This window comes from Sanyastnella coralliicola, from assembly GCF_030845195.1.
Lineage (GTDB): Bacteria > Bacteroidota > Bacteroidia > Flavobacteriales_D > Sanyastnellaceae > Sanyastnella > Sanyastnella coralliicola.
In genome coordinates, this window is record NZ_CP132543.1 from 2,790,469 (window position 1) to 2,815,677 (window position 25,209).

The 25,209-nt window shown below is 45.7% G+C and carries 24 protein-coding genes; 11 read left to right on the forward strand and 13 right to left on the reverse strand.

What is annotated here, in order from left to right; translation table 11 throughout:
- Positions 1–308: 308 nt before the first annotated feature.
- Positions 309–1,535 (reverse strand): T9SS type A sorting domain-containing protein, encoded by a 1,227-nt coding sequence (locus RA156_RS11660; protein WP_306640269.1) that lies wholly within the window; start codon positions 1,533–1,535, stop codon positions 309–311.
- A gap of 164 nt (positions 1,536–1,699) precedes the next feature.
- Between RA156_RS11660 and RA156_RS11665 the strand changes: the two genes are divergently transcribed.
- Positions 1,700–2,341: a TMEM175 family protein gene (locus RA156_RS11665; protein WP_306640270.1), complete on the forward strand. Its 642-nt coding sequence runs from the start codon at positions 1,700–1,702 to the stop codon at positions 2,339–2,341.
- A gap of 634 nt (positions 2,342–2,975) precedes the next feature.
- Here the strand turns inward: RA156_RS11665 and rfaD are convergent.
- A complete protein-coding gene (gene rfaD / locus RA156_RS11670) occupies positions 2,976–3,941 on the reverse strand; it encodes an ADP-glyceromanno-heptose 6-epimerase (protein ID WP_306640271.1) in 966 nt (321 codons plus the stop codon).
- 81 nt (positions 3,942–4,022) lie between these two features.
- Here rfaD and RA156_RS11675 point away from each other — a divergent pair, with 81 nt between their 5' ends.
- Positions 4,023–4,445, forward strand: a complete 423-nt coding sequence (locus RA156_RS11675) for a 6-pyruvoyl trahydropterin synthase family protein (RefSeq protein WP_306640272.1) — start codon at positions 4,023–4,025, stop codon at positions 4,443–4,445.
- Between the two features lie 94 nt (positions 4,446–4,539).
- Here RA156_RS11675 and RA156_RS11680 read toward each other — a convergent pair whose 3' ends face one another.
- The 8 genes from RA156_RS11680 to RA156_RS11715 all read right to left on the reverse strand — a co-directional run bounded on the left by RA156_RS11680 (position 4,540) and on the right by RA156_RS11715 (position 12,388).
- On the reverse strand, positions 4,540–6,339 hold the full coding sequence (locus RA156_RS11680) for an agmatine deiminase family protein (protein ID WP_306640273.1): 1,800 nt from the start codon (positions 6,337–6,339) through the stop codon (positions 4,540–4,542).
- 79 nt (positions 6,340–6,418) lie between these two features.
- Positions 6,419–7,570, reverse strand: coding sequence for a TonB family protein (locus tag RA156_RS11685; RefSeq protein ID WP_306640274.1), 1,152 nt, complete (start codon positions 7,568–7,570; stop codon positions 6,419–6,421).
- Positions 7,571–7,744: 174 nt separating this feature from the next.
- Positions 7,745–8,113, reverse strand: coding sequence for a BlaI/MecI/CopY family transcriptional regulator (locus tag RA156_RS11690; RefSeq protein WP_306640275.1), 369 nt, complete (start codon positions 8,111–8,113; stop codon positions 7,745–7,747).
- A 62-nt stretch (positions 8,114–8,175) separates the two neighbouring features.
- On the reverse strand, positions 8,176–8,802 hold the full coding sequence (locus RA156_RS11695; protein WP_306640276.1) for an alpha/beta hydrolase: 627 nt from the start codon (positions 8,800–8,802) through the stop codon (positions 8,176–8,178).
- On the reverse strand, positions 8,802–9,446 hold the full coding sequence (locus tag RA156_RS11700; protein WP_306640277.1) for a hypothetical protein: 645 nt from the start codon (positions 9,444–9,446) through the stop codon (positions 8,802–8,804). The genes RA156_RS11695 and RA156_RS11700 overlap by 1 nt, the downstream gene beginning before the upstream one ends.
- Positions 9,443–10,864 carry an MltF family protein gene (locus tag RA156_RS11705; protein ID WP_306640278.1) on the reverse strand — a complete coding sequence of 474 codons (1,422 nt, stop codon included), beginning with the start codon at positions 10,862–10,864 and terminating at the stop codon, positions 9,443–9,445. Before RA156_RS11705 ends, RA156_RS11700 begins: the two co-directional genes overlap by 4 nt.
- 78 nt (positions 10,865–10,942) lie before the next feature.
- A complete protein-coding gene (locus tag RA156_RS11710) occupies positions 10,943–11,731 on the reverse strand; it encodes a T9SS type A sorting domain-containing protein (RefSeq protein ID WP_306640279.1) in 789 nt (262 codons plus the stop codon).
- 66 nt (positions 11,732–11,797) lie between these two features.
- Positions 11,798–12,388 (reverse strand): acyl carrier protein phosphodiesterase, encoded by a 591-nt coding sequence (locus RA156_RS11715; RefSeq protein WP_306640280.1) that lies wholly within the window; start codon positions 12,386–12,388, stop codon positions 11,798–11,800.
- 106 nt (positions 12,389–12,494) lie between these two features.
- On the opposite strand from RA156_RS11715, the gene RA156_RS11720 reads away from it, so the two are divergent.
- Together RA156_RS11720 and RA156_RS11725 are read left to right on the forward strand one after the other, a co-directional pair.
- Complete coding sequence (locus RA156_RS11720; RefSeq protein WP_306640281.1) at positions 12,495–13,580, forward strand: sensor histidine kinase; 1,086 nt, start codon at positions 12,495–12,497, stop codon at positions 13,578–13,580.
- Positions 13,561–14,286 carry a LytR/AlgR family response regulator transcription factor gene (locus tag RA156_RS11725; protein WP_306640283.1) on the forward strand — a complete coding sequence of 242 codons (726 nt, stop codon included), beginning with the start codon at positions 13,561–13,563 and terminating at the stop codon, positions 14,284–14,286. Before RA156_RS11720 ends, RA156_RS11725 begins: the two co-directional genes overlap by 20 nt.
- Here the strand turns inward: RA156_RS11725 and RA156_RS11730 are convergent.
- Entirely contained in the window at positions 14,283–15,371 is a 1,089-nt protein-coding gene (locus tag RA156_RS11730; RefSeq protein WP_306640285.1) for a hypothetical protein, read from the reverse strand. The two genes, RA156_RS11725 and RA156_RS11730, sit on opposite strands and share 4 nt — an antisense overlap.
- Before the next feature lie 60 nt (positions 15,372–15,431).
- Between RA156_RS11730 and RA156_RS11735 the strand changes: the two genes are divergently transcribed.
- Positions 15,432–16,709: a sensor histidine kinase gene (locus RA156_RS11735; protein ID WP_306640287.1), complete on the forward strand. Its 1,278-nt coding sequence runs from the start codon at positions 15,432–15,434 to the stop codon at positions 16,707–16,709.
- Complete coding sequence (locus tag RA156_RS11740) at positions 16,706–17,404, forward strand: response regulator transcription factor (protein WP_306640288.1); 699 nt, start codon at positions 16,706–16,708, stop codon at positions 17,402–17,404. Before RA156_RS11735 ends, RA156_RS11740 begins: the two co-directional genes overlap by 4 nt.
- Here the strand turns inward: RA156_RS11740 and RA156_RS11745 are convergent.
- Complete coding sequence (locus RA156_RS11745; RefSeq protein ID WP_306640289.1) at positions 17,401–17,673, reverse strand: hypothetical protein; 273 nt, start codon at positions 17,671–17,673, stop codon at positions 17,401–17,403. The genes RA156_RS11740 and RA156_RS11745 overlap by 4 nt on opposite strands.
- Before the next feature lie 115 nt (positions 17,674–17,788).
- Here RA156_RS11745 and RA156_RS11750 point away from each other — a divergent pair, with 115 nt between their 5' ends.
- From RA156_RS11750 to RA156_RS11760, 3 genes are all read left to right on the forward strand, one after another.
- Positions 17,789–18,559 (forward strand): zinc-dependent peptidase, encoded by a 771-nt coding sequence (locus RA156_RS11750; RefSeq protein ID WP_306640291.1) that lies wholly within the window; start codon positions 17,789–17,791, stop codon positions 18,557–18,559.
- On the forward strand, positions 18,556–19,755 hold the full coding sequence (locus RA156_RS11755) for an alpha/beta hydrolase-fold protein (RefSeq protein WP_306640293.1): 1,200 nt from the start codon (positions 18,556–18,558) through the stop codon (positions 19,753–19,755). The genes RA156_RS11750 and RA156_RS11755 overlap by 4 nt, the downstream gene beginning before the upstream one ends.
- Positions 19,756–19,839: 84 nt before the next feature.
- Positions 19,840–20,238, forward strand: a complete 399-nt coding sequence (locus RA156_RS11760; protein WP_306640294.1) for a hypothetical protein — start codon at positions 19,840–19,842, stop codon at positions 20,236–20,238.
- A gap of 1 nt (position 20,239) precedes the next feature.
- Here RA156_RS11760 and carB read toward each other — a convergent pair whose 3' ends face one another.
- Positions 20,240–23,056: a carbamoyl-phosphate synthase large subunit gene (gene carB / locus RA156_RS11765; RefSeq protein WP_306640295.1), complete on the reverse strand. Its 2,817-nt coding sequence runs from the start codon at positions 23,054–23,056 to the stop codon at positions 20,240–20,242.
- A 232-nt stretch (positions 23,057–23,288) separates the two neighbouring features.
- On the opposite strand from carB, the gene RA156_RS11770 reads away from it, so the two are divergent.
- A complete protein-coding gene (locus RA156_RS11770; RefSeq protein ID WP_306640296.1) occupies positions 23,289–24,104 on the forward strand; it encodes an alpha/beta fold hydrolase in 816 nt (271 codons plus the stop codon).
- 58 nt (positions 24,105–24,162) lie between these two features.
- A complete protein-coding gene (locus RA156_RS11775; protein ID WP_306640297.1) occupies positions 24,163–24,885 on the forward strand; it encodes a phosphoglycerol geranylgeranyltransferase in 723 nt (240 codons plus the stop codon).
- Positions 24,886–25,209: the final 324 nt, after the last annotated feature.

Sequence of the window (25,209 nt, forward strand, 5' to 3'; positions counted from 1 at the left end):
GGCATGCTCCCTTTCCTTTTTTCATTCATCTACCTCCTGTTCCTTAATGCGAGACACACGAAAGCTAAAAAACAAAAACTGGGCTCGCTCGATGAAGAAATGATTCAATAAGCACATGACATGAATGAAGTTGAAGCCATGTTAAATGGGACTTTAACTACTGAAGCAATTGTCCCCCTTTGTCCCTCTCCCACGGGACTTGGGCCTTATCATCTTGTCCCTTTGGATACGGGACAAATGGGACTTTCGATTTAGAGGTTTGTCCCTTTGACCTGTCCCTTCATATGTCCCATTAGTCCCCTCAAATTCTATCGGAAGACAGCGAACCTAAACGCTTCGATTCCATCTGTCACGAAGTAAAGGCCCGGTTGCAGTTGATTCAGGTCAAATTGGAACTGCCCACTGATCGTGTTTCTGTATTCAAGTTTACCGTCAATCCGAAAAAGAGAGATATCAACCGGACGTGTACTAGTAATCAGTAACGATTGATTGCTAATACTGAATTGAGTCTTAGCACCTAATTTCGGTTCCCAAAACAATATTGGACCTCTGTCTACGATGCCATCCGTATTCACTTCGGAAATACGCACATAGGTAGGACTTAGCGGTAAAGAAAGGGCGAAATCATATACACGCTGAATAGAAGAATTACCATTGGAATGTTCGGTCCCTTCATATTTCCAAGCCAACATATCCTGAGAAGTTTCAACGATGAAATGACTGCTATTCAACTCATTCAAGGTTGTCCATTGTACGTTCAGACCATGTTCCTTTTCTGAAATCGAACTCGGTCCCCACGAAACATCGAGCAACATGTTGAGAGGAAATAAACTGACATTGTCTACGAATACATAGGACAAACTGAAATTTCCAGGATTTCCAATATCAACAAAGTTCAGCTGGTTGTCGGCTGAAAAATTTCCGAAGGTGAGGTACTCATAGGGTTGATCCGCAATGAAATCAAAGGTATATGTTTGCCATGTGTCAAAGTCAATGACATCTGGAACTATAAACTGCGGAGAGGCATTAATCAGACAATTACATCCATCGGCTTGAAGCACTTGGTTTTGTGAAAGTAGGATACCAAAACCATCGTGTGCCACAGCGTCTACATTGCTAATCCCCTTGGTAATATCTATCGAGACCTGATACATTTCTCCCACCACAAGTGGGCATTCTAATTCAATAGCAATGTACTCACGGGCGTTATTGATAAAAGAAATGTAGCCCGCTAACCCCATCACTGCGTTTCCTGAAGAAGGATTTAAGGCAGCGAAATAATTTGATGGTAAAGACGAAAAAGGGTCAGTGCCACTCTGATGGAAATAATCTGGAGTTCCATTACTCGAATTACACTGAGAGCCATTCGATGCATTGGTCCATCCTACTGCCAGATTCCAGTCACAATCGTCATCTGGCAATTGAGTGAAATCTTCAAATCCACCATTTGGGACCAGCTCGTCACAGAGCTGCCCCCATCCAAAAGTGCCGTGACAAATTGCAAATACCAGAAATACACTGCTCCATTTCAACATGAAATCATAACCTCTGATGCCAAGCTGAGGTTCACCAAAAACGTATTGATAACATTGTGAGATTCAAATCATCACATAGACAGGTACAGTGATCATATGATTGAATCGAACAAAACTATGGTTGGTGGCGGTTATTCTAGTGCAGTCCCTAATCAACCTTCACCATGTCTCGCCTTACTTACGATCACCGACGCGTTCTGAACTTCACCGATGCCGTCTTCTCGATTGCCTTAACGCTCCTCATCCTCGAGGTGAACATTCCTTCTGCTGAAGCCTTTCACCGGACTTCCTTCTGGGATATCATCGCAAGTATTCAACTTGAACTCATCGGCTTCATAGTCAGCTTCTTTGTGATTGCGCTATACTGGGTAGCTCACTTGAGAATAGGTAAATACGTGGAAGAGATTGATCACCCGCTGTTGTGGCGACATATCCTTTTGCTTTTCTTCGTTGTTCTCCTTCCCTTCTCTACCGCGTTCTATGTGACAGGCTTTGCCACCGCAGGTCCGTTCATGCTCTACTGCACCAACCTCGCCATGATCGGACTACTCCATTTGCTCATCGTCAAGAAGGTGACGTCACAATCAGCGATGGAAGAGCTCACCGTCAAATATGAAATGACCCGAGCCTACGTAGCCCTAGCAGTCTTCGTGTTCACCGGATTGTTATCCATGGCCCTCCCCTTCTGGTCACGCTTCGGATTCGGATTGGTGTTCATTCTTCAACCCATCTTTACCAAAAGGTTGAAGAGGAAGAAGGAGAAGGAGAAGGAGAAGGAGAAGGAGAAGGAGAATGAAAGGAAATAAAGAAAAAGAATCGTGTGTAATTCTTAAACAGCAATCTGGCATTGAACCACATAAAGCCTGGATGTACTGTCTTTACTTGACGTGTGAATAAGCAAGCGCGCTCATCACTAAAACTTCTTGGTATACTCTAAAAATAGCGGACCCTCAGGCATAGAATCTATAGACCAAAGCCTCATGTGTACATAATCAATATTAAATGAAACTTCTTGGTTGCGGCGACTTCGGTTTATCAATGTTAAGGTATCAAGTGAGATAGAGTAAATACCAGTATCCAAAACTCCTGGAGATATCGTTCCAGGACTTCGTACTTTAGTCATATAAAATATGGAGTCCGAGACTATCCTAATTTCCATCGCTAAATAGGATTGATAGAGCTCTTCAATTCTCAAGCTAACGCCGGTTGTATCGACCTGACCAGAATCGAATTCCTCCAATAGTTTGAGTATAAACGACTCCGTTAGCTCTATAGCATCTCTATGAAAAACTGTATCGTTATCTACCGATAGCACATTCAGATTCCAAGTGCCTCTCAGTTCTATTGGAGAGTCCTTCACTTGTTGAACTGCAAATAAACCGACGACCAAGAGATACAAATACTTCATAACACTATCGCCTAACGCCTATCGCCTAAAGCCTAGAGGTAACGCGTCTCCACCAAATACCCCTTCACATAATCCTCAATCCCATCCTCGAGACTTGTGAACTCGTGCGGATAACCAATGGAGTGAAGCTTCGACATATTCGCTTCTGTGAAGTACTGGTACTTATCGCGAATGTCAGCTGGGGTGTCGATGAAGCCGATGTCTTCAGGCTTGTCTAGCGCAGCGAAAACACCTTTTGCTAGATCCAAGAAAGTTCGAGCTTTCCCCGAACCTAGGTTGTAGAGTCCGCTGTCTTTACGGTGATGCATGAGGAAGTAGCACACCTTAGCTACATCTTTCACATACACGAAATCGCGTTGCTGATGTCCGTTCTCGTAGTCATCTCGGTGACTGCGGAAGAGTTTCATCGCATTCGTCTTCGTGATTTGATTGTAGGCATGGAAGACCACGCTGGCCATTCTGCCCTTGTGGTACTCATTAGGTCCGTACACATTGAAGAACTTCAAGCCAGCCCAGAAGTAAGGCTGCTTCTCTTGCGCTAATGCCCACTTGTCGAATTCATTCTTAGAATCACCATACGGGTTTAACGGAACGAGCTTGTTCACGACTTCATGGTTGTCATCATAACCATGCTCTCCACCACCATAAGTAGCAGCCGATGAAGCGTAAACTAGAGGAATACCATACTCCACGCAGAGGTTCCAGATCTTCTTTGTGTAGTTGAAGTTGAGATGATCAAAAATCGATTTATCAAACTCGGTGGTGTCAGTACGAGCTCCAAGGTGGAAGATGAATTGTACTTGATTCTCGTTCTCTTCCAGCCACGCTGGGAATAGCTCACGGTCAATTAAAATGTTGTACTTCTTCCCTTCGAAGTTGGCCTTTTTCGACTCATGAGAGAAATCATCTACTAAGACGAGATCGTTATAACCTTCCTCGTTTAACTTTGCGACTAGGCAACTTGCAATAAAGCCTGCTGCTCCCGTGATAATGATCATGCTTTTCTACTTTGTGCGAACAAAATGCTCGACAAAGGTATTGTAAAAGCCCGAGGATACGGGGAACGAAAAAAGAAACACATGAGCGTAGTATACGTCACACGTCGAGAACGATTTAACGCAGCACACAAGCTGTGGAATGACAGTTGGTCTAAAGAGAAGAACCTAGAAGTGTTCGGCAAATGTGCCAACCCAAATTGGCACGGACACAACTACGAACTCCACGTAACGATCAAGGGAACTCCAAGTGCAGACACTGGATACTGCATGGACCTCAAAGATTTAAAGGAAATCATCAACGAAAAAGTAGTTGAGCCGTTGGATCACAAGAACATCAACCTTGATGTTCCATTCATGGCAGGAAAGATGTCTTCGACAGAGAACATCATCATCGCTATCTGGGAACAGCTAGAAGGTCCGATCAGTGAAACGGGATGTGCGCTACATAAACTCAGACTCTACGAAACGGAGAATAACTACGCTGACTACTACGGCGGAGAATAATTCGTTCGACAGAACCCACACGACCTGAAGTTTACCCCAATAAAAATCCCGATCCGTTGCCGGATCGGGATTCTTTTTATGTCTTAAATCGTGCTTACTTCACCATGATGCGTTGTGTGAAGCGCTCAGCTCCAGTAACGAATTCAATCAAGTACGCTCCTTGTGCCATTTCACTGGCATTGAAGAAGTATTTCGTTTCCCCGCTAGGGAAAGAACCCTGGTGAATCACTTCAATAGTACGACCAGTAACATCTGAGATTTTCAGGATTCCATCCATCTCTTGGTTCAATGTCAAAGGCACACATGTGATCGCGTTGGCAGGGTTCGGGAATGCAGGAGCGAAAGCACCAATCTCATTCTCTTCGATAAATACGATCTCGCTCACGACGTCAAACTCCCAGTATCCTTCCGGTGCTGGCATTGGACGAACCTGAACTTTTCCATCTGCAGCTTCTCCTTGAACGTAGTAGTAAACCGTTGTTCCAAATGGCTGAGCTGGAATATCTCCTTGCCAGTTTCCATCTCCGATGTCTGACATGCTCACGCTCTGGTAATCACCATCAAGTGAAGTCTTGTAGTAAAGTGTTCCGTTTACGACTCCATCGCGGTGAGCCATGTACGCTACCACTGGGTAAGGGTTTTGGTCATCTTCTGTATCCGGAAGTGCTTGGTGACTGATCAACAATGGATCGTCTGCTCCAACTTCGTGCGTAATACAGTGAATCGCTCCTGAAAGTGCGATGATGTTATTCGGTGAGGTATCACAGTCGATGCCTACAATATTGTAACCAGGCAGCGCCTCTTCGTAAATACGAATCGCCGTGGTATCGTACTCAGTGTAATAGGTTGGAAGGAGTACCGTTTTATTGACAAACACAGAGTTCGTGTACGTCAAATACCACCCTCCATCATCAGGGTAATCATTGTTTCCGAACTGAGGCGGAGAAGGAACGCGAATCACCTTGAATGGCGTTCCCCACTTCGTAGTGTAGTTGCTCAACACATATTCGATGTTCGCTTCAATCTGAGGACCGTCTGCAACACCTTCTGGGTACTCAGCCCAAAGTAGGGTCTCTTCATCCAACATCTTCAAGTGCATATCGATGTGGTGGATTCCATCGTAAGGAAGGTTATCCATCTTCACGTACTCATCAATCCCCATAAAGAGGTTGAAGATCTCGTCAATTTCGTCTTCTGTTTGATCTGGGTATTGTGTTCCCCACCATGTGTTTCCGCCTTCGTTCTCATCCAAAATGAGCTCTGAAGAGAAACCAAGTCCGAACCCATCAGTCATCCAGTTACCACCAGTACCCATCAAATCGTAAGGGGCACTTGTAGTGCAGTACAAAGGAAGATCGAGGTGTTCAGCTACTTCTGCAGGTGAAGCATCATCATCAGGGCGTGGACGGTTGTAGATCCAGTCTACCAAGAATGCTTGATCCACTTCGTTACCGTATACGGTTGTTGCAGCATAATCACGCATCCAGATCGTATTGAGGTCAGTCTCGATGACTGTGACGTTGGTTAAGTCTTCAAAAGGACCACCAGCGCTGTTTCCGTAGAGGAAATCAATCGTCTCATCTTCATCTTCTGTAAGGATGATAACTTCACATTCGAGGCGAGCGGCCGCAGTGATTTGCTTGAGGATTTGAGGGTAACCTTCCCAACCGATGACAAGTGCCTGTTGCTCTTCCCATTCAGCAGGGGTTCTCAAGTTTTCGAACTCGGGAGGGGTTTCAATCCCGCGAGCTACGGTTTGAGAAAAGTCATACTGTCTTGCAGCGATGATTTCTTCCCAAGTAAGGTGATGAGGAATAACGTTGTCGTTGTTTTCCTGCGCTACCAGACTAAAAAGCATAAAAATGCCCGTCAGAGATAGTAGTGTTTTTTTCATGATCAGCATTGGTTTCAAAACGGACCTGAAAGTACAACAATATCTCTGCGGGCACAATGACGGATTGCCTTACTCTTGGTTAGGCATCGATCTGAAATCGGATCGGAAGTGTCAATGATTGAGCTACCGTTTCACCGTTTACCTCGGCAGGAGTCCAATCTGGCATGTCGTTAAAAACTGAGAGTGCAGCTGCGTCACAAGCCTCTGACAGAGACTTCAAGACCGTTGCGTCTTTCACTTTCCCATCGGCACCAACAACAAAAGACACCGCTACCATTCCTTGGATATTTCCATCCTTGGCTTCTTGTGGATACTCCAGATTGTTGGAAACGTAGGTAATCAGACCTTCCATTCCTCCCTGGAATTCTGCCATCTTATCTACTGTCTCGTAGATCTTTTCGTCTGCGGCAGTGTCTGCCTTTTTCGTACATGCTTGCAGTGAGAGAATCATTGCGAAAGCAACCATAGGTAGGATCCACGCAAGGCGTAGCTTCTTACTTGAATGTAACATAGTTATACGGGTTTTGATATTTGCTTTACTGAAAGGGTGAACGATCGAAGCGATGTGATTCAGTCCGAAAGAACTGCTCAATAGTGCGTTCACATATTGCTCGTCACCAACGGCTTCTGAAGTCAATTCATCCGCTTCGTACTCATGACAAATCGATAGACCTGCCTTCATCAGGTACACCGCCGGATTGAACCAAAATAAAATCTTCAATACCTCCACAAACACAACATCAAGGCTGTGCTCGCGCTGCACATGAACCTGCTCGTGCTTAATCACGCATGAACGCAAATCAGGTCCGAGTGTGCTTGGTAGGTAAATCTTCTTGAAGAATGAGAATGCTCCGCGGTCTACATCCTGCGCTGCCAATAGGTACACGTTATTGTCTCTAGTTGATCTGCGGTGGATCATGACGAGTCTTATAATTCTTACAATCAATATCGCTGGCGCGGAAACGATTCCGACCACATATAGAATAGCCCACCACGACATCGAAGATGATACCGTTGCTTCTCCTGAAAGTTCCAATACGGGTAGCTCAATCGTAGGCAATACCACCTCCACAGCCCCATTCGGAACCAGGAAAGGAGTCAATGCCACCAAAGGACCGGCTAGCCATGCAAAACGGTACCATTTCGCCGGTCGAGACTTGGTAGTCAATAGGAACATGGCTAAAGACCAAACAAGTAAAAATGCGTTGTATGTAAGGATGTCTGTGATCATGGTTTATCGGTTGACGGTTGACGGTTGACGGTTGACGGTTGACGGTTGACGGTTGACGGTTGACGGTTGACGGTTGACGGTTGACGGTTGACGGTTGACGGTTGACGAAAATATTTTTCTCTTCCATTGGGCGCACATGTGCGCCCCTAACTTATTCTCATTCTTATTCTTCCTCTAATTCTTCTTCTTCCTCTTCCCAATCAACGCCTTAATCTCCTCAAGGTCATCGATATTGATTTGGTTGTCTTGAAGCCAGCAACTTGCGAGCTCTTTGAATGAACCGCCGAAGTAATCTGAAGACAATCGCTCTAAAGAAGCGGAACGGTATTGGGTTTTACTCAATACAGGGAAGTATCTGTGCGATCTCCCTATCGCTTCATGAGAAACGACTCCCTTCTGTTCGAGGATACGGACGATCGTACTTAAGGTATTGTAGGCAGGTTTTGGCTCAGGGAACTGCTCGAGTATCTCCTTAACAAAGGCATTTTCAAGTTCCCATAGAACTTGCATTACCTCTTCTTCTGCTCGTGTCAATTGAATCATGACACAAATATAACTAAACTTTTAGTTACTGAACTAAAAACTTAGTTTAAATAATCTCATTTCTACCTGAAAAGCCCAGATAGCGTGGAAGAATCAATATCATGTCCGCCAGAAAAACGATGCAGGCGATACTTGATTTGGTGCGCATCGAAGATCTTCGAGAGCTCAACGATGTGATCTTCTTTAATGAATTCATCATCATCGCCAATGACCAAATCGATACCTGTTTGATTCAGAGCTTCAGCATTGCTTGGTAAATCTAAATCTGGCGGAAATGAACCTGCCCAAAGAACCAAACGGTCAAAGTAACTCGGTTGATGACAGAAAAAACGAACGGCAGTGGCTGCTCCCTGTGAGAAGCCCAAGAGGGTCTTGCGTTCATAGTTCCGCATCAAAAGGCGTAGGTACAGCTGATCGAGATAATTCATGTTATCTGCGATATCTATCAAGCGATCTTCTTTTGTCATCCAAGAGGCTCCTACCCTTCCTGAATGTCCTTGAATGTAAAAGCGATGCAATCCTTCAGGTGCCACAACATAAGCACGATCATCGAGCACATTGAACTTGCGTTGGAAGAATTTGGGATGTTGCGTATACCCATGGAGAGCCATCAATAACTCTGGTTGATCTGGCTTCTCATTGTCGAAGTATCGGAGGTTTCGAGATACTTCGATGTGGTGTTCAGCCATCAGTAATTGATGTTTACCTCTGTCAGCTGAAAAGCCGGACAGTACACTGAATCCACGATAGTGGTATCAGAATCACGCATGATCTCATACACAAAGTGAAGCATATAGTCGCCATGAAGCTTACACTCGAGCGTTGTATCGATGGCCGTTCCTTCTAGGATTTTGAACTCGTTATCACAGCAATCGCAATTGAAGTTCGCATCAAGATAACGGAAGCGGATCTCGTCATCTTCCGTTTCTGGATTGACGTTTTGGATACGAACAGCAATCGTGGCTTCAGGAATCATGCTGATATTCCGCGTTACGACCTCTCCTGGATTGAACAGATCTGGGTTCAGTGAATATTGCTGAAAGAAGTACCCTTCCTTCGCGTAACTCACACGATACTCTAGTGAGTTCTGACGTTCAAATTCAATGCGGTAGTTGCCTCCAGAAGCTGAGGTCGCCCCGCCCGCATATTGGTATGCCGCGTTCAAGGCTCCTCCTTCTAGAATTTGCTCTTCGATATCTATGGTAACACCATTGAGTCCGGCCCCATTTCTGGAGTCAGTGGTCTTACCTTCAAGAATCAAATTTGTATTGTCCTCCTTATTACAAGCGGAGGCAATCAGTATGACTGAAAGAATGAATACAAGACGTGTCACAATTCCATGCTTTGATACATCGAGTACTGTGAAATCACATTACGGACATATTGCACGGGTTCTTTACCTCTGCAATAGCCGTGTTTCACACCCTCTAGTGCAAGGTACTTCTGTTCACTCTTAAGTAGCAAACAATCTGAGACATTGTTATCCCACACGTATGGATTCTTACCTACGTGTTGGGCGATTCGTTGGGCATCCTGAACGTGTCCTGGACCAACATTATAGCTAGCCAAGATAAACTTCACTCGCTCTTGCGGATCATGGATACGATTTCGCCAGAAATTGTCGAGGTATTTCAAGTATGCCACTCCCGCTCTGATGTTGCGTTCACGGGTATGTGTTGTATCAATTCCGAAGCGCTTCGCCGTGTTTGGCATCAGCTGCATCAATCCGAACGCGCCCGCCCAAGATCTTGCCTCAGGATTGAAGCGTGATTCTTGGTAGATCATGGCCGCCAATAGCTTCCAATCCCAACGCAATTCCGAACTGTATTCCTGAATAGTGTTATCAAACTCTGAGATCTGCTTCCCGCTCAATGATGAGAACGGACTTTGAACTCTGGCTTGCTGATCTTTTCTCGCTACAAAGTACTTCTGGTAGGTATAAGCCAGTCGTCGTTTTGTAGAACGCGTTTCAATCCAATCATTCAATGCAAGCAACAGACTATCAGAATCTTTACGCACGGCCCAGGCGATTTGCTCACCATCGCTCACATGCATACTGATATCGATGTTATCGTAATAGGTCGCATTCAACATGGCCATGTTTTCATCGGCCACCGTCAGATCAATTTGACCTTCAGCCACCAGACGAATCATCTGCTCACTGTCAATGTTACCACTTGCTTCGATAATCTCTACCCCTGAGGAGTCTGCGGCTTCTCGCTTCACGATATTCTCATAGAAAGAGCTGTAGCGATGCACGAATAACTCACGGCCATCCAGTTCATGCCATTCATCAATCAATGAATCTTCGGGTTCTGTGGGATTCTGTTGCACCAGCACCTGCCGCGTCTCCGCGAGGGGCATGGTAAAGTCAACGAGGCCTTGACGGTCATCCGTAATCGCAAGGTTGCATGCGATCAGGTCACCTTTACCCTCGTTGAGCAATTGGAACATATCGTTGAGATCTTCCAATACACGTACTTCAAGTTCAAGGTCATTGGCGCGTGCGAACTCTCTTACCATTTCGTAATCAAAGCCCATGGCTTGACCACGATATAAGTAATAAGAGATGCTGCTGTTTTCAGTTAGGAGCACGAGTTTGCCGCGCTCACGTATTTCAGCTAGGTCAATGACCAATGAATCGGCAGGGGCTTCAGCTGGGCTCTCAACTTGTTGTGTTTCACCTGAATTACAGGCCACAAACAAGCATATGGCAGCCAACAGAAGCCAAATCTTCTGTGCCTTCTCCATAAGTCTCAATTTGAGAATAATACGCGAGAGTAGTATCCAGGGTTACGAAATAAGATTTTAACCCCTTGATAATCAGGATTATTTCTTCTCGAATTTCTGAGTGTCAGAGTCGAAAGAAACGTAGTAAGTTCCTTTTGGAAGACTGCTTAGATCTGCAGAAGTTCCAAATCCTCTTTTGATAATTTGACCGTACTCGTTGTAAAGTTCGTAGTTCGTTTCACCACTGAACTTCACTGACTTCGATTTCTTATCGTATTCGAAAGTCACGGCTGCCTTATCTGAATCGTAAGTCACAGAAGGAGAAGTGCGGTTATCGCCTTCATAGGTCTTCTGAATCAAACGGAACTTGTTCTCTCCTGAAACAGGGTTTGTCTGGAACGAGTAGTTGTTCTTTACTGAGGTTCCTTTCCCCATTACTTCACCAACGTTCACCCATTTGTTCCACTTGTATTGCTGAATGATGAAAGGAAGACGTCCTTGCTCGTTCAATGTTTCCCAAGTCAACATACCTGCGTCATCAACTTTGATGTCAACAGTTTCGAATGTTGGTTGTGGCTCGAGTGCACCAGGATTAAGCACCTTAGGCTCACATCCGTCTTTGTAGTTGATTACTACAACAACATCATCTCCGAGCTTTAGTCCGTAAATAGACAGATCAACTTCAAACGCATTCGAGTTCACTTCGTCAGATGTGATCTCTCCGTTTACAGTCACTTCATATACGCAGAAACCAACTCCTTCGGGTGCAATAGAGTTGATCACGAAGATGTTCTTTTGCTGGTACTTCCCTTCCATGACGATCGTTCCAGCTGTTGAAGTAACAGCACCGCCGAGCATCAAGGCGAACAGCATAACAATTAGTTTCATCTTAGTGTAGTTCTTGGTCTTGGTCAACCTTAGTATTCGTATTCAAGGAAAGTTAGCCTTCCCATCCTAAGTTCCAAAACTAGCTAATTTCTGTGAACAAGCTCGTTGAATCTCAGGAAAAAAGCGTTCAAAGCCCTTATCAAATCGATATCGCTCTGTTTCAACCACTTGGATAACATCAGGTAAACCGGTTTTCCTACCAATTCTGCGTTCCAAACCTGAAAGCGATTGATGCAATCCTTCCAATCGTCGATATTCATACATCCAGTCACCCGTTGACATGTACGAAAACATGCGTTGACAGACGGGAGGCATGATCTCTACATACTTCTCCAAACGCTGGTAGGTGTTCACGGTGAAGGTCAATAATTCACTATCGTGGAATTCGCCCCATCGTGAGGCGAGCAAGTGGTCGTAGATCATATCGATTGCGATTCCCGCGTAGCGACCACAATACGGACGAACGATCTCCATCAGCTCACTGGTTTCTGGATGTTCGTCAGTAAAGGAATCAATCAATCGGTGAAGCACCACACCGTCACCGAGTCGACCGGGCAGCTTCTTCCAGTCGTTCCCCTTGATGAAGTCTCCCATGTAGTTCCCGGCGAGGATGTCATCGTCTTCGCCGCTCAGAAAACAGTGTGCTAAGTAGTTCACGGAGCGAAGGTACCGTTTCGCAAGCGAAGCGACCACTGAAAGTGAAAGAGTTCCATTAGTACCAAGTCAGCTCATCTTTGAGGCATCTTGTCGTACTTTCGTTGGGATGTCTCCTAAACAGCACCAAAGCAAACGTAGAACTCGCGCCTATTGGGCAGCCCAGATTATTGGGTGGCTCATCTTCGCCGGGGGAAATGCGCTGAACCTGTTCTTGAGAGACCAGTTGTTTTCTGGAGTATTGATTTCATTGGGAGCCATGTTCGTGGCAGGAATCACTACCTCACACGTATTCCGAGAACTCTATCATCGCTGGAATTGGAACCAACTCTCACCTTGGGCGCTGTTGCCTCGTGTGTTGATTGTCTCAGGAATTGAAAGCTTCATCTTCACCCTTATTGTTGGTGGTGTGAATGACCTTCTACCAGAGCGGATTGCAAATACACCGACCCTCACTTCTTCTGCCTTCTTCTTGGTCTCAATGAACTTTGTACTGCTGTTCCTTCTTTGGAACTTCTTGTACTTCACGGTTCATTATTTCGAGAATCAACGCCGCGTTGAAATCCGCAACTTGGAGCTACGTGCGGTCAATACTGAGATCGAATTAAGCAACCTGCGAAACCAGTTGCGTCCGCATTTTATGTTCAACTCATTGAACTCCATTCGCGCCTTGATTGAGGAGGATCCAGAGAAGGCGAAAGTGGCCGTGACTACCTTATCTTCTATCCTGAGAAATACCTTGTTGATTGGAAAACACCAGCTGGTTCCGCTTTCAGAAGAACTCGAATTGGTGCACAAGTACCTCGAGATGGAGAAGATCCGTTTTGAGGAACGGCTGGAGTACACGAGCGAAGTTGCTCCCTCGGTGACCGAAGCTCATGTACCTCCGCTCATTGTACAAACCTTGGTAGAGAATGGCATCAAACACGGCATTGCCAAGCTCACTTCAGGTGGCTCGCTGCATATCCGAATTTCGGATGATCAAGGAAACACCAAGATTGTCGTTCAGAATAGCGGATCCATTCAATCAGGGAACGGACCTGAAAGCACGAAAACCGGATTAGAAAACATCGAAAAGCGCCTTCAACTGTTGTACAAGGAGAAGGCTTCCTTTGATATGAAAGAACAAGATCAGCTGGTCACTTGCACCCTGATTATTCCTAAAACTATTGACAATGAAGGCACTCGTAGTTGACGATGAACGTCTGGCGCGCAAGGAATTGATGCGCCTCCTCGAAAAGCATCCCGAAGTAGAAGTTGTTGGCGAGGCAAGTAACGGTCCGGAATGTATTGAGCTCATAGAAAGCAAGGAGCCCGATCTTGTGTTCTTAGATATTCAAATGCCAGGAATGTCTGGTTTCGATATGTTGGCTGAACTCGACAATGTGCCTGAGATTATTTTTGTCACGGCCTATGATGACTACGCGATTCGCGCGTTCGAGGTGAACGCTCTAGACTATCTTCTGAAGCCAATTGAAGAGGAACGCTTGGCTGGTGCCATTGCGAAGGTTACGGAGCGTTTTGAACGAGAAGAAGCTTTCGTTGAAGAAGCCAAGAATGATTTACTGAGTGCCTCAGACCGTATCTTCATCAAAGACGGCGAGAAATGCTGGTTTGTTCCGTTGGAAGAAGTTCGACTCTTCGAAAGTGAAGGAAATTATGTACGCGTTTGGTTCCGAGATTTCAAGCCACTAATTCTTCGTTCTCTTAATCAACTGGATGAGCGACTCGACCCAAAACAATTTTTCAGAACAAGTAGAAAGCACATCGTCAACCTTTCGTGGATTGATGATATCGAACCTTGGTTCAACGGAGGATTACGCTGCACCTTAAAAGATGGAAAAGAGATCGAAGTATCACGCCGTCAAGCAGCACGATTCAAGGAGATCAAAAGCCTCTAGTTCTCGAGGTTTCTTAGGCGTTCTACTTCAGCAACGACCGCTTCGGTATACTCGAAATCAAAGAGTATGGAACCAGCTTCCGCATTGTAGCGAGCGATTCCCACGTTAGTGGAAGATAAATACTCAGCCACCTGAACATTCTCAGCCTCAAAAACACTCATGGACAGATCCATGGTCATTTCATTTCCGTCTTGAGGAACATCACGGGTATCAATTTCAACCCGGCGATGGACCATTCCGTCTGCCGTGAAATCAAGGGTATACAATGGACCGTAAGGTAGCTCAATGTCAAAAGCACCTTGCTCAACGCGCACCTTTGCCGACTGCGTAGCATTGCCATCGAATGACTCCACCGTCAATTCACCATTGATGTACTCACCGAAATCATTCGTCAAGTCACCATAGACCCATAAGCGATTGTTTCCCACGAAAACAGTATCGTGCGGAGCATATCCGAGAAAGGCTTCTGCCGGTATTTTGACACATTGATGATCGTATCCAGAAGGATCGAAAGAGGCGTCAATCGATTCAATCGTATCAACTTCATAGGTCACCTTGGCCCCACGTAAGCGGTATTGATAACGAAGAGGAAGTCCGTCAAAAGTCGGATTCTCGAACCATGCATTTGGATATTGCGTTGAAAGCGCCACCCAAGTAGTATCGCCCAATTCATCCATCGCAATTCCTTCATTCACCTCCCAGCCATTGACTTCAGAGGTAGATTCATTGTAGGTGAAATCTTGTAGCCATTCGTCATCACGCCAGATATCCAGTAATCCACCTTCCAACTGAATGCAAGAACAATAGTCACCTTCCATTTGACGAATCCACAGATTATCACCGTCGTACCATTGTACCAATTTCCCGACGAGCGCTTCACGCTCCATCACAAAATGCGTGGAATCGAAGATGAGATAGTCCATGCGATCTCCGAAGTAGGTATGCACTAGACCCTGCGCTCCGGTATCAGGACTGCTAATCGCGTAGGAAGCACGAAGGGGTGTCTCAATGACCGTAGCTTCCTCGCAAGAGAAGAGCGCTATCGAGAAAAGAATAGGGAGAATAAATAGGCGAATGGAACGCATCTGCTGTTAATCACTTGTTAATGTAGAGCACAAAGATGCGAATTCATGTAATTTCGAGATGTGAGCCGAAAGACGATCTATCTCTTGATCATAATTGCGGTGATCTCACTCTCTGGGATCATCATCACTCAAATCTATTGGGTGGGCAAAGCTTATGGTCTTCAAGAAAAGCAATTCAATGACCGAGTGGTGATTGCGCTAAGCTCTGTGGTAGATCGAATTCAAGAGGCCAATCACGACAGTGCCTTTGTAGAACCAGTAAGCCAGGTATCGCCTTCTTATTACGTGGCGAACATCAACGACACACTTCATCCCTATTTCTTAGAGACTCTACTTAAAGAAGAATTCACCAGTCTCAATCTGGAAGAAGACTTTGAGTATGCGATCTATGATTGTTTCAGCGATTCCATTGTGTACGGTGCCCGCATCAACATGGGAGAAGATACCGAACGAGCGCCTGCGTTGAACCTGGGAAATCAGAAACGATTCAATAACGACGGACATTACTTCGGGATTTATTTTCCGAAAAAGACGACCGTATTGATTCGTCAAATGGACTTCTGGATTTTCTCCAGCGTGGCCATCATCGTGGTGATCTTCTTCTTCGCTTATGCGATTACTATCATCCTTCGGCAGAAACGACTGTCAGAGGTCAAGACAGACTTCATCAATAACATGACGCATGAGTTGAAAACACCGATCTCAACTATCGCGATTAGTAGTGAGATGCTGCTTCGCAACGATGTGCAGTCTGATGAAGAGCGCATGACGCAATATGCTTCGATCATCAAAAATGAAAATCAACGACTTCAATCCCAGGTGGAGCGCGTGCTTTCAGTAGCCACGTTATCTCCAGATAAGCTGAAGCTGAACAAAGAGATCGTTAATATGCACGAGATCATTCAGCAAGCTGCTGAGTCACAACAGTTGCACTTGAACGACCGTGAGGGCGCCTTGATTCTGAACATTGACGCCACAAATCCAATGGTCGAAGGCGACCGGGTTCACCTTACCAATTTGGTGTACAACCTGATTGACAATGCCGTGAAGTACACTGAAGCTCAACCTCAGATTACCATCTCATCTGGAAACGAGAAAGGCTTCATTGTTATGGAAGTCAAAGACAACGGAATTGGTATTGACCAGAAGCATCAGCGTATGATCTTCGACAAGTTCTTCCGTGTTCCAACCGGGAATGTTCACAATGTGAAAGGATTTGGACTGGGTTTATTCTACGTCCACACCGTGGTTGAAGCGCATGGCGGTCAAGTCACTGTGGATAGCGAACCGGGTCAAGGAAGTCGGTTCATTGTCAAACTTAAATCAACCACATCATGAGTGAGAGCAAGACAAAGATCCTATTGGTCGAAGATGATTTCAATCTTGGATTTGTGATTCAAGATCTACTCAAGCTCGAAGGCTATGCCGTCACTTTAGCCAAGGATGGGAAAGAAGGTCTGATGCAGTTCAACAAGGCTTCGTATGACCTGTGTATTCTGGATGTCATGCTTCCATCAAAGGACGGATTTGAGCTTGCACAAGATATTCGAAAGGTGAACTCTTCAGTTCCGATTGTGTTCCTCACCGCTAAGGGAATGGCTGAAGACAAGGTGAAAGGATTCCAGGTGGGTGGTGATGATTACATCACAAAACCCTTCCACAACGATGAATTCTTGTTGCGAGTGAAGGCAATTCTGAAGCGAAGTATTGGAAAAGAAACGAACGAAGAACCGGAGACTTTTACGATTGGGAACTACAGCTATGACCCGAAGAGTTTTCAGTTGTGCCTTGAAGATGACTGTCGGAAATTGACAAAGAAGGAGGCTGACTTGCTCAAACTGCTTTGCAAGCATCAAGACCAAGTGATTGAACGAGAGTTAATCGCGAATATGGTTTGGGGCGACGACAGCTATTTCGTTGGACGAAGTATGGATGTCTTCATCACACGATTACGTAAATACCTCAAGGGAGATGAGCGCGTAGCTATCTCCAATGTACACGGAGTTGGATTCCGATTAGAGGTGACTGCTTAGTCAGTGGAGCTCATCTCCGCCAATTCACCCAATAGTTCATTGTCAGGAAGATCCCAGAGATCGTCGTCTACCTTTTCCAATAAGTCGTTGGATACTTTGACCAGATAAATCGCGTCTTGACCGCGTACTTCTAGCACCTCGAATGATCGTCCGTCACCCGTTTTCATCACTACCAGGTCGTGCTTATCGAACCCAGAAGGATATTGATCTTTGATCAGCGCGATATGCTGATCCGTGAGCGTCGCAAAGCTCTTAATGTAACGTTGCATAGGCTGTGTTTTTAGTTCGCCATACCCAACACCGTCATTTCTTTTTCTCAGTATTTCAGGAAGTTAGGAAAGTTATTCTGCTTTATCAATCTCGGGTCGTAAGTTTACGTCACCAATGAAAGTGCTAATTGCCACAGCCGTGATCATCGGCGTTGTTGTTTTTGCTCGTCGTAAACCGAAGACAAGAAAGCTGCGAAAACTCCCTTCGAAGTTTAGATTTCTCTCCGGCATCATTCAGGCCAACAACGATTATTACAACTCACTTTCCAAGGAAGAACAAGCTGAATTTGCACGTCGTGTGGGTGAGTTCATCGAATATCGTGAATGGATTCCGCGCAGCATGAAAGAGATCACCACGGAGATGAAGGTCATCATTGCCTCCCATGCAGTTCAGATCACGTTTGGCTACCCTGCACTTGTACTGGCGCATTTCAAACGCATCATACTCTACCCGATTGAATATCCCTCTCGTGTCACAGGCAAAAAGCACAAAGGAGAGGTCAATGCCCTCGGAGTAATTGTCCTCTCTTGGAACCACGTTATGGATGGCGTGCGCATACCTGACGATGGAATTAACCTTGTCATTCATGAAATTGCGCATGCGTTGGAGATTGAAAACATCGTCCAAAACGGCGAATGGTCATTCATTCCCGAAGACGAAATGAAGGCCTTTAAAAAGGAAGCCCGTACCGTTATGCCAGAAATTGATGCCGGCAACAGCTTGCTTCGTCCGTATGCCGCAACGAACCAACGTGAGTTCTTCGCTGTTGTAGTAGAGAATTTCTTCGAACGCCCTGCACAACTACGAGAAGTTCACCCAACCTTATTTGACTTAACGGCTAAGATTCTTCGCCAAGAAGAGTGGGCCGCGAAACAAGAACTATGAAAGCGAACATCACCCTACTCCTCGCCTCTTTACTGACCACCGTTTCCGCGCTAGCGCAAGACATGGCATACTTAACAAGAGACTCACTTCAAATCGACAGTGAATACTGGGGTGAAACCCGCATTGACTTGGCATTGCCAGATGCTTTTTATACCACTGGCAATGAAAACTCTATCCCTTGCGTCATCGTTCTTGACCAACAACACCAATACACCTACCAGCATCATTTATTGACCTTCGATTTGATGATGGTCAATGCACAAATGCCGCAATCGTTGATTGTAGGGGTGCCCTTTGATTATCAAGTTCGAAACCAACGTACCGCCTCACGATTGGCTGAAGGAGACAGCATTACAGGTGCTGAAGGAACGCGTCGATTTATTGAAGACGAACTGATTCCTACCCTGAAGAAAGACTACAAAATCAATGATCGTGTCATTATTGTAGGACATTCCAGAACGGGTTGGCTTGTAAACTACCTATTGATTTCTAACCCCGATCAATACGCCATGGGTCTTGCGGCAAGTGGGTTCTTTGAACCTGGTTTTGAAGCAACTGACATCCGATCACTAGTGAAAGATTGGATCGTCAAAGAAGACTCACCAGCCTGGTATTTCACTAATGGAATTTCTCGCGAAGAGTCGAGTTACAAAGCGGCATATGACCAATTGGAAGACAGCCTGCGTGCCATGGCTCAACCAGGATCTATTTATTGGCGTCATAAAGAGTTCGATTACAATGGGCGCATGGGTAACTTCATGATGTCATTGGCTTGGGCTTTCTCTGATTACTACGGCAGCTATGCTATGATTCTCGATGACTGGCTCTACGATAAGCAAGACAAGGTGGCTTCTGCTGACGCTAGCGCGGAATTGATTCGCGATTTTAAGAAGCTATCAGATGAAAAGGGAATGCTGATCAAACCAGATATTATTCACCTCTGGTCGATTGGCAGTTACTATTTCTACAATGATGGTCAAGACGGATGGCTTGAAATCATGCAGTTGGCCCATCGACTGTACCCGAACGACCATAACTTCGCTTACGAACTCTCCATGACTTACCATCTCATGGAAGACTTTGAAAAAAGAGAGCTTTGGAGGGAAAAAGCATTGGCCATCTTGGCTGCCTCTTCACACATCGGCGAGCCGGAAAAGGCAGAGTACAAAACTGCTATTCTCGAAATCGGCAAGTAATACCCACTTTTCGACCAGTGGTCCCCATAAGTTTTCGTTATCCAACGAATAACTAGTAACTTATGGTAACTATACCACGAAAGTTTGCGCTACCGTATTTACCCTGATATCAATCTGTTGGTGAACCAAACCAAAGGAAAACACTCGCTTGAGCAAATCCTGATGAACCTGTTGACCTTTCAAAATGACCCACAGTTTAACCCGGGTCTAAACGTGCTTTCTGATTATCGAGGGTGCGAAATTACCAGCGACAAAACTGACTTTGATAAGTTCATGGGCCAGCACTTGAAAACCAATCACGTGACAAGCAATGTGGCTATTATCACAGATGGTTCAAAAGAAACCGCCTTAGGGATGATGTACAGTTTGAAGCAAACAAAACAAACCACTCGCTTATTTAGCAGTTTGGAAGCTGCATGCGAGTGGCTTGATATCGATGACGAGCGTGTCATGCAATTCCTGCATGACGAAAAACCCGCCTAGTTTATTTACTCAAGTAGAGGTTACGCTCTGCGTGAATCTTACGGAAGAACGGATCACGTAGATCTTTGATAAAGCGAATCGCCTCTCCTGTAGATTTCATTTCTGGTCCGAGCTCCTTATTTACATCAGGGAACTTCGAGTAGCTGAATACAGGAATCTTGATCGCGTATCCTTCGCGCTGTGGCTTAAAGTTGAAGTCTTTCACCTTCTTCTCACCTAGCATCACTTTCGTAGCGTAATTCACGTATGGCTCCTTGTAAGCCTTCGCGATGAATGGCACGGTACGAGAAGCACGTGGGTTGGCTTCGATAACGTATACGTTATCATCCTTCACAGCGAACTGGATATTGATCAATCCTTTCGTCTTCAGCTCAACGGCAATCTTCTTGGTATGCTCTTCAATCTGCTCAATAACCAGGTCTCCGAGGTTATACGGAGGAAGTACCGCGTAACTATCACCACTGTGAATACCTGCAGGCTCAATGTGCTGCATGATTCCAATGATGTACACATCTTCTCCGTCACAGATAGCATCTGCTTCGCACTCCATCGCTCCGTCAAGGAAGTGGTCAAGAAGGATCTTGTTATCCGGCATGTCGCGCAGGATGTCTACTACCGTCTTTTCGAGATCGTCTTCGTTAATTACGATTTTCATTCGTTGTCCACCAAGAACGTACGACGGACGCACAAGCAAAGGGAAACCTAGCTCACGAGACAACTCAATTGCTTGTTCAGCGCTCTCAACCACCCCGAATTCAGGATATGGAATGTTGTTATCACGTAGCAGGCTTGAGAAGCTTCCACGATCCTCTGCAAGGTCAAGTGCTTCGAAGCTTGTTCCAATCACAGGAATGCCGTAGCGATCGAGTTTCTCTGCCAACTTGAGAGCCGTCTGACCACCAAGCTGAACGATGACTCCTTCTGGTTTCTCATGACGGATGATGTCATAGATATGCTCCCAGAATACCGGCTCGAAGTAGAGTTTATCAGCTGTATCGAAATCGGTACTTACCGTTTCAGGGTTACAGTTGATCATGATGGTTTCGTAACCACACTCTTTCGCTGCCAACACACCGTGTACACAACAGTAATCAAACTCAATTCCTTGTCCGATACGGTTAGGTCCAGAACCAAGAACTACAATCTTCTTCTTGTCAGAGCGAACTGATTCGTTCTCGTCTTCGAAGGTTGAGTAGTAGTATGGTGTTTGTGCCTGGAATTCAGCCGCACAAGTATCAACGAGTTTGTATACACGCTGGATTCCCATGTCATCACGCTTCGTGTACACCTCGCTTTCAAGGCATCGCAATAGGTGAGCGATCTGACGGTCAGCGTATCCCTTCTGCTTCGCTTCGAAAAGAAGCTCGCGTGGAATAGTTTCTAGGGTATATTTCTCAATCCGTCGTTCTAGCTTGATCAAATCTTCGATTTGCTTCAAGAACCAGAAGTCGATGCGTGTTTTCTCTTGAATCGTCTTGAACGGGATACCCAACTTGATCGCATCGTAGATGTGGAACAAGCGGTTCCAGCTTGGGTGTTCTAGCGACTGAAGGATCTTTTCTTGATCACGAAGTTCTTTGCCATCAGCACCCAAACCGTTTCGCTTCAACTCCAAACTCTGACATGCTTTCTGCAATGCCTCTTGGAATGAACGTCCGATTCCCATCACCTCACCAACAGACTTCATCTGAAGACCTAGCTCGCGATCTGCACCAGCGAACTTATCGAAGTTCCAACGAGGGATTTTTACGATAACGTAGTCGAGCGTTGGCTCGAACATCGCTGATGTATTCCCTGTAATTTGGTTATCCAGTTCATCTAGGTGGTATCCAATCGCAAGTTTCGCTGCGACCTTTGCAATTGGGTATCCAGTTGCTTTTGACGCTAGCGCGGAAGAACGAGAAACACGTGGGTTAATCTCGATAGCGATGATATCTTCAGCATCATCTGGACTTACTGCGAACTGTACGTTACATCCTCCGGCAAAATCACCGATAGAGCGCATCATATGGATTGCCATATCACGCATGCGCTGGAATACCGTATCAGAAAGGGTCATGGCTGGTGCCACGGTGATCGAGTCTCCTGTGTGGATTCCCATCGGATCAAAGTTCTCAATCGAACAAATGATCGTTACGTTATCGTTTGAGTCACGTAACAACTCCAACTCGTACTCTTTCCACCCCATCAAGGCCTTGTCGATCATCACCTCGTGAATTGGTGATGCGTGAAGACCACGTGTTAAGAGTTTTTCGAATGTCTCTTTATCGTGTACAATCGCAGCTCCTGAACCTCCCAGTGTGTATGAAGGACGAATACAAAGTGGGAAGCCAAACTCTTGGGCCACTTCTTTTCCTTCAAGGAAGCTTTTTGCTGTTGACTGCGGAGCCATCGGAACTCCGATCTCATCCATCAATTTGCGGAATGCCTCGCGGTTTTCCGTGATATCGATAGCAGAGATGTCTACCCCGATCATACGTACGCCGAAATCTTCCCAGATTCCCATCTCGTCACATTTGATCGCAAGGTTCAATGCCGTTTGACCTCCCATGGTAGGAAGCACCGCATCAATGTTATGCTCTTCTAGAATTTGAATAATCGATTCTGGCTCGAGAGGCTTCAGATATACATTATCCGCAACCACAGGATCAGTCATGATCGTAGCTGGGTTACTGTTAATGAGAGTTACCTCAATACCTTCTTCTCTAAGTGAGCGTGATGCCTGGCTTCCAGAATAGTCGAATTCACAGGCTTGTCCGATGACGATGGGTCCACTTCCGATGATCAGGACCGAACGTATGCTTTTGTCTCTAGGCATTTTTTTTTTAGCCGCCGACATTTGTCAGCAGCTGGACGAGAAAAAAAGAAACCGTTTGGGATATTCCGGGGGCGAAAATAGTCAATCCTATTCATCCCTCAACAGATTCTTTTACACAGCTTTCGTTTTGGTGTTAATAACCGACGTTTTCACGCCGCTTCTACTACAATTGAAGACCCAATCGGTTCAATTTGTGGATAAATGTTAAACAGAAGCGCAGTACCTTCACGGTGTGTACAAGCGTGTAGAGCAAGGTTCGTTGGCATTGGAGTACCTCATCATTGGAGAGGGGCACCATCCGGTATTGGCATTTCACGGATTCGGAAGGGAAGCAAAAGACTTCATTCCATTTCAAGCAATGCTGAAGGAAGGTCAATTCATTGTATCGGTGAATCTCTTCCAACATGGAAATAGTGATTGGCCTACATCTCGAAATGTACAAGACCATCTTCGCCATGAAGAACACAACGCACTTATAAGATCATTGCTCTCTTCATTCAATGCTAATCGTTTCTCAATGCTGGCTTATAGCATGGGAGGACGCGTTGCGCTCACTACCCTATCGCAATTCCGCGATAGCGTGGATCAAATGCTATTAATTGCACCCGATGGTTTTAGAAAGAGTAAACTGAACGCCTTTGCGATTGATACCGCCATTGGACGATCTGTTTACAAAATGATCTTGAAGCGACCGAACCTATTACTGAAACCAACAGACTGGGCGCGGAGCATGAAGTTGATTGATCATAAACTGCATCGCTTTGTGCATGTACATATGGGCGAAGCAGCCACCCGACAACTCGTTTTTGATGCTTGGAGTATCTACAAAGAGTTTCACCCACCGCTTCCCGCGCTAGCGGATCAAATCAATAGCGAAAAGATCAAATTCAACATGCTTTTTGGTAAGACAGACAGCGTCATTCCGTCAAGCTGGGGAGCACCATTTCAAGCACTTCTGAACCACCAAGCGCTGCACTTGATTGACTCGGGCCACCAGCTCATGAATAAACAAACTGTGGCACATATTATGGAGCATAAACTGTGGTGATCGAGTCAGGCATAGAGATTGATCACGCAGCATTGACTGGAAGCACTATCTTTGCTTCATGAGCGTATTGCAGCAAATTCGGTCATTTCGAAGTTCTGGTGAGAAAGGTATCGCCTATCTCCTAGACCCCGACAAGCTGCAGGCAGGTGAAGTTGATCAGGTGTTTAACCAGTTCGATCATTTCCCGCCTGACCTCATCTTCGTGGGTGGAAGCCTCATTACAGAACAAGGATTTGAAGACAAAATGAAAGCCGTTCGTGAAGCTACGAATCTGCCTTTGGTCTTATTTCCTGGCTCTCCTGCCCAACTCACTCCACATGTAGACGCATTGTTGTTTTTAAGCCTAGTCTCAGGAAGAAACCCGGAACTACTTATCGGACATCACGTCACGGCCGCTCCGGTAATCAAAGATCTCGGCATTGAATGTCTTTCTACCGGATACATGCTTGTAGATGGTGGCAGACCAACAACAGCAAGCTACATCAGCAACACGCAACCAATTCCTCGAAACAAGCCTGGAATTGCTGCTGCAACAGCCATGGCCAGTGAATTACTCGGACATCAACTCATTTTCCTCGACGCAGGAAGTGGAGCAGATGCGCCTGTGCCAACAGAAATGATTCGAGCTGTTCGACAGTCAGTTGACCTTCCGATTATCGTAGGTGGAGGAATTCGTCGTCGTGAGCAGCTAGACGCTGCGTTTATGGCAGGTGCTGACCTCGCTGTTTTAGGTACGGTGATTGAAAATGAGCCGGAGCTTCTTGCCGAATTAAGGCAGTAATCAAACAAGGTATGCTTCTTGCATTGATCTAGGCATGCGCCTAGCCTACCTCATATTGCTTGTATTTGTGCTTGGTTCGTGTGCCAGTTTTCCGCCACAGAATCATCAAGCGCAACCTGAAGTGCTGCTCCATTATGACTGGTGGAACAATGCTATTAAGCAACCCGTAGCTCGAGTGCAGCTATGGAATACCACCCCTGAACTCGTTACGGGCGCATTGATTGATGTTTGCGCATGGGACGCCAAAGGAAACGAGCTCACATCTTTCCGGACGTACCGTAAGATGGAGCTCGTTGCAGGAGATAAAAAACGTTTCCGTTTATG

Coding starts and splice junctions, on each gene's coding strand:
- RA156_RS11660 (WP_306640269.1), bottom strand. CDS start 1,535: ATGTTGAAATGGAGCAGTGTATTTCTGGTATTTGCAATTTGTCACGGC.
- RA156_RS11665 (WP_306640270.1), top strand. CDS start 1,700: ATGTCTCGCCTTACTTACGATCACCGACGCGTTCTGAACTTCACCGAT.
- rfaD (WP_306640271.1), bottom strand. CDS start 3,941: ATGATCATTATCACGGGAGCAGCAGGCTTTATTGCAAGTTGCCTAGTC.
- RA156_RS11675 (WP_306640272.1), top strand. CDS start 4,023: ATGAGCGTAGTATACGTCACACGTCGAGAACGATTTAACGCAGCACAC.
- RA156_RS11680 (WP_306640273.1), bottom strand. CDS start 6,339: ATGAAAAAAACACTACTATCTCTGACGGGCATTTTTATGCTTTTTAGT.
- RA156_RS11685 (WP_306640274.1), bottom strand. CDS start 7,570: ATGATCACAGACATCCTTACATACAACGCATTTTTACTTGTTTGGTCT.
- RA156_RS11690 (WP_306640275.1), bottom strand. CDS start 8,113: ATGATTCAATTGACACGAGCAGAAGAAGAGGTAATGCAAGTTCTATGG.
- RA156_RS11695 (WP_306640276.1), bottom strand. CDS start 8,802: ATGGCTGAACACCACATCGAAGTATCTCGAAACCTCCGATACTTCGAC.
- RA156_RS11705 (WP_306640278.1), bottom strand. CDS start 10,864: ATGGAGAAGGCACAGAAGATTTGGCTTCTGTTGGCTGCCATATGCTTG.
- RA156_RS11710 (WP_306640279.1), bottom strand. CDS start 11,731: ATGAAACTAATTGTTATGCTGTTCGCCTTGATGCTCGGCGGTGCTGTT.
- RA156_RS11720 (WP_306640281.1), top strand. CDS start 12,495: ATGTCTCCTAAACAGCACCAAAGCAAACGTAGAACTCGCGCCTATTGG.
- RA156_RS11725 (WP_306640283.1), top strand. CDS start 13,561: ATGAAGGCACTCGTAGTTGACGATGAACGTCTGGCGCGCAAGGAATTG.
- RA156_RS11730 (WP_306640285.1), bottom strand. CDS start 15,371: ATGCGTTCCATTCGCCTATTTATTCTCCCTATTCTTTTCTCGATAGCG.
- RA156_RS11740 (WP_306640288.1), top strand. CDS start 16,706: ATGAGTGAGAGCAAGACAAAGATCCTATTGGTCGAAGATGATTTCAAT.
- RA156_RS11745 (WP_306640289.1), bottom strand. CDS start 17,673: ATGCAACGTTACATTAAGAGCTTTGCGACGCTCACGGATCAGCATATC.
- RA156_RS11750 (WP_306640291.1), top strand. CDS start 17,789: ATGAAAGTGCTAATTGCCACAGCCGTGATCATCGGCGTTGTTGTTTTT.
- RA156_RS11755 (WP_306640293.1), top strand. CDS start 18,556: ATGAAAGCGAACATCACCCTACTCCTCGCCTCTTTACTGACCACCGTT.
- carB (WP_306640295.1), bottom strand. CDS start 23,056: ATGCCTAGAGACAAAAGCATACGTTCGGTCCTGATCATCGGAAGTGGA.
- RA156_RS11775 (WP_306640297.1), top strand. CDS start 24,163: ATGAGCGTATTGCAGCAAATTCGGTCATTTCGAAGTTCTGGTGAGAAA.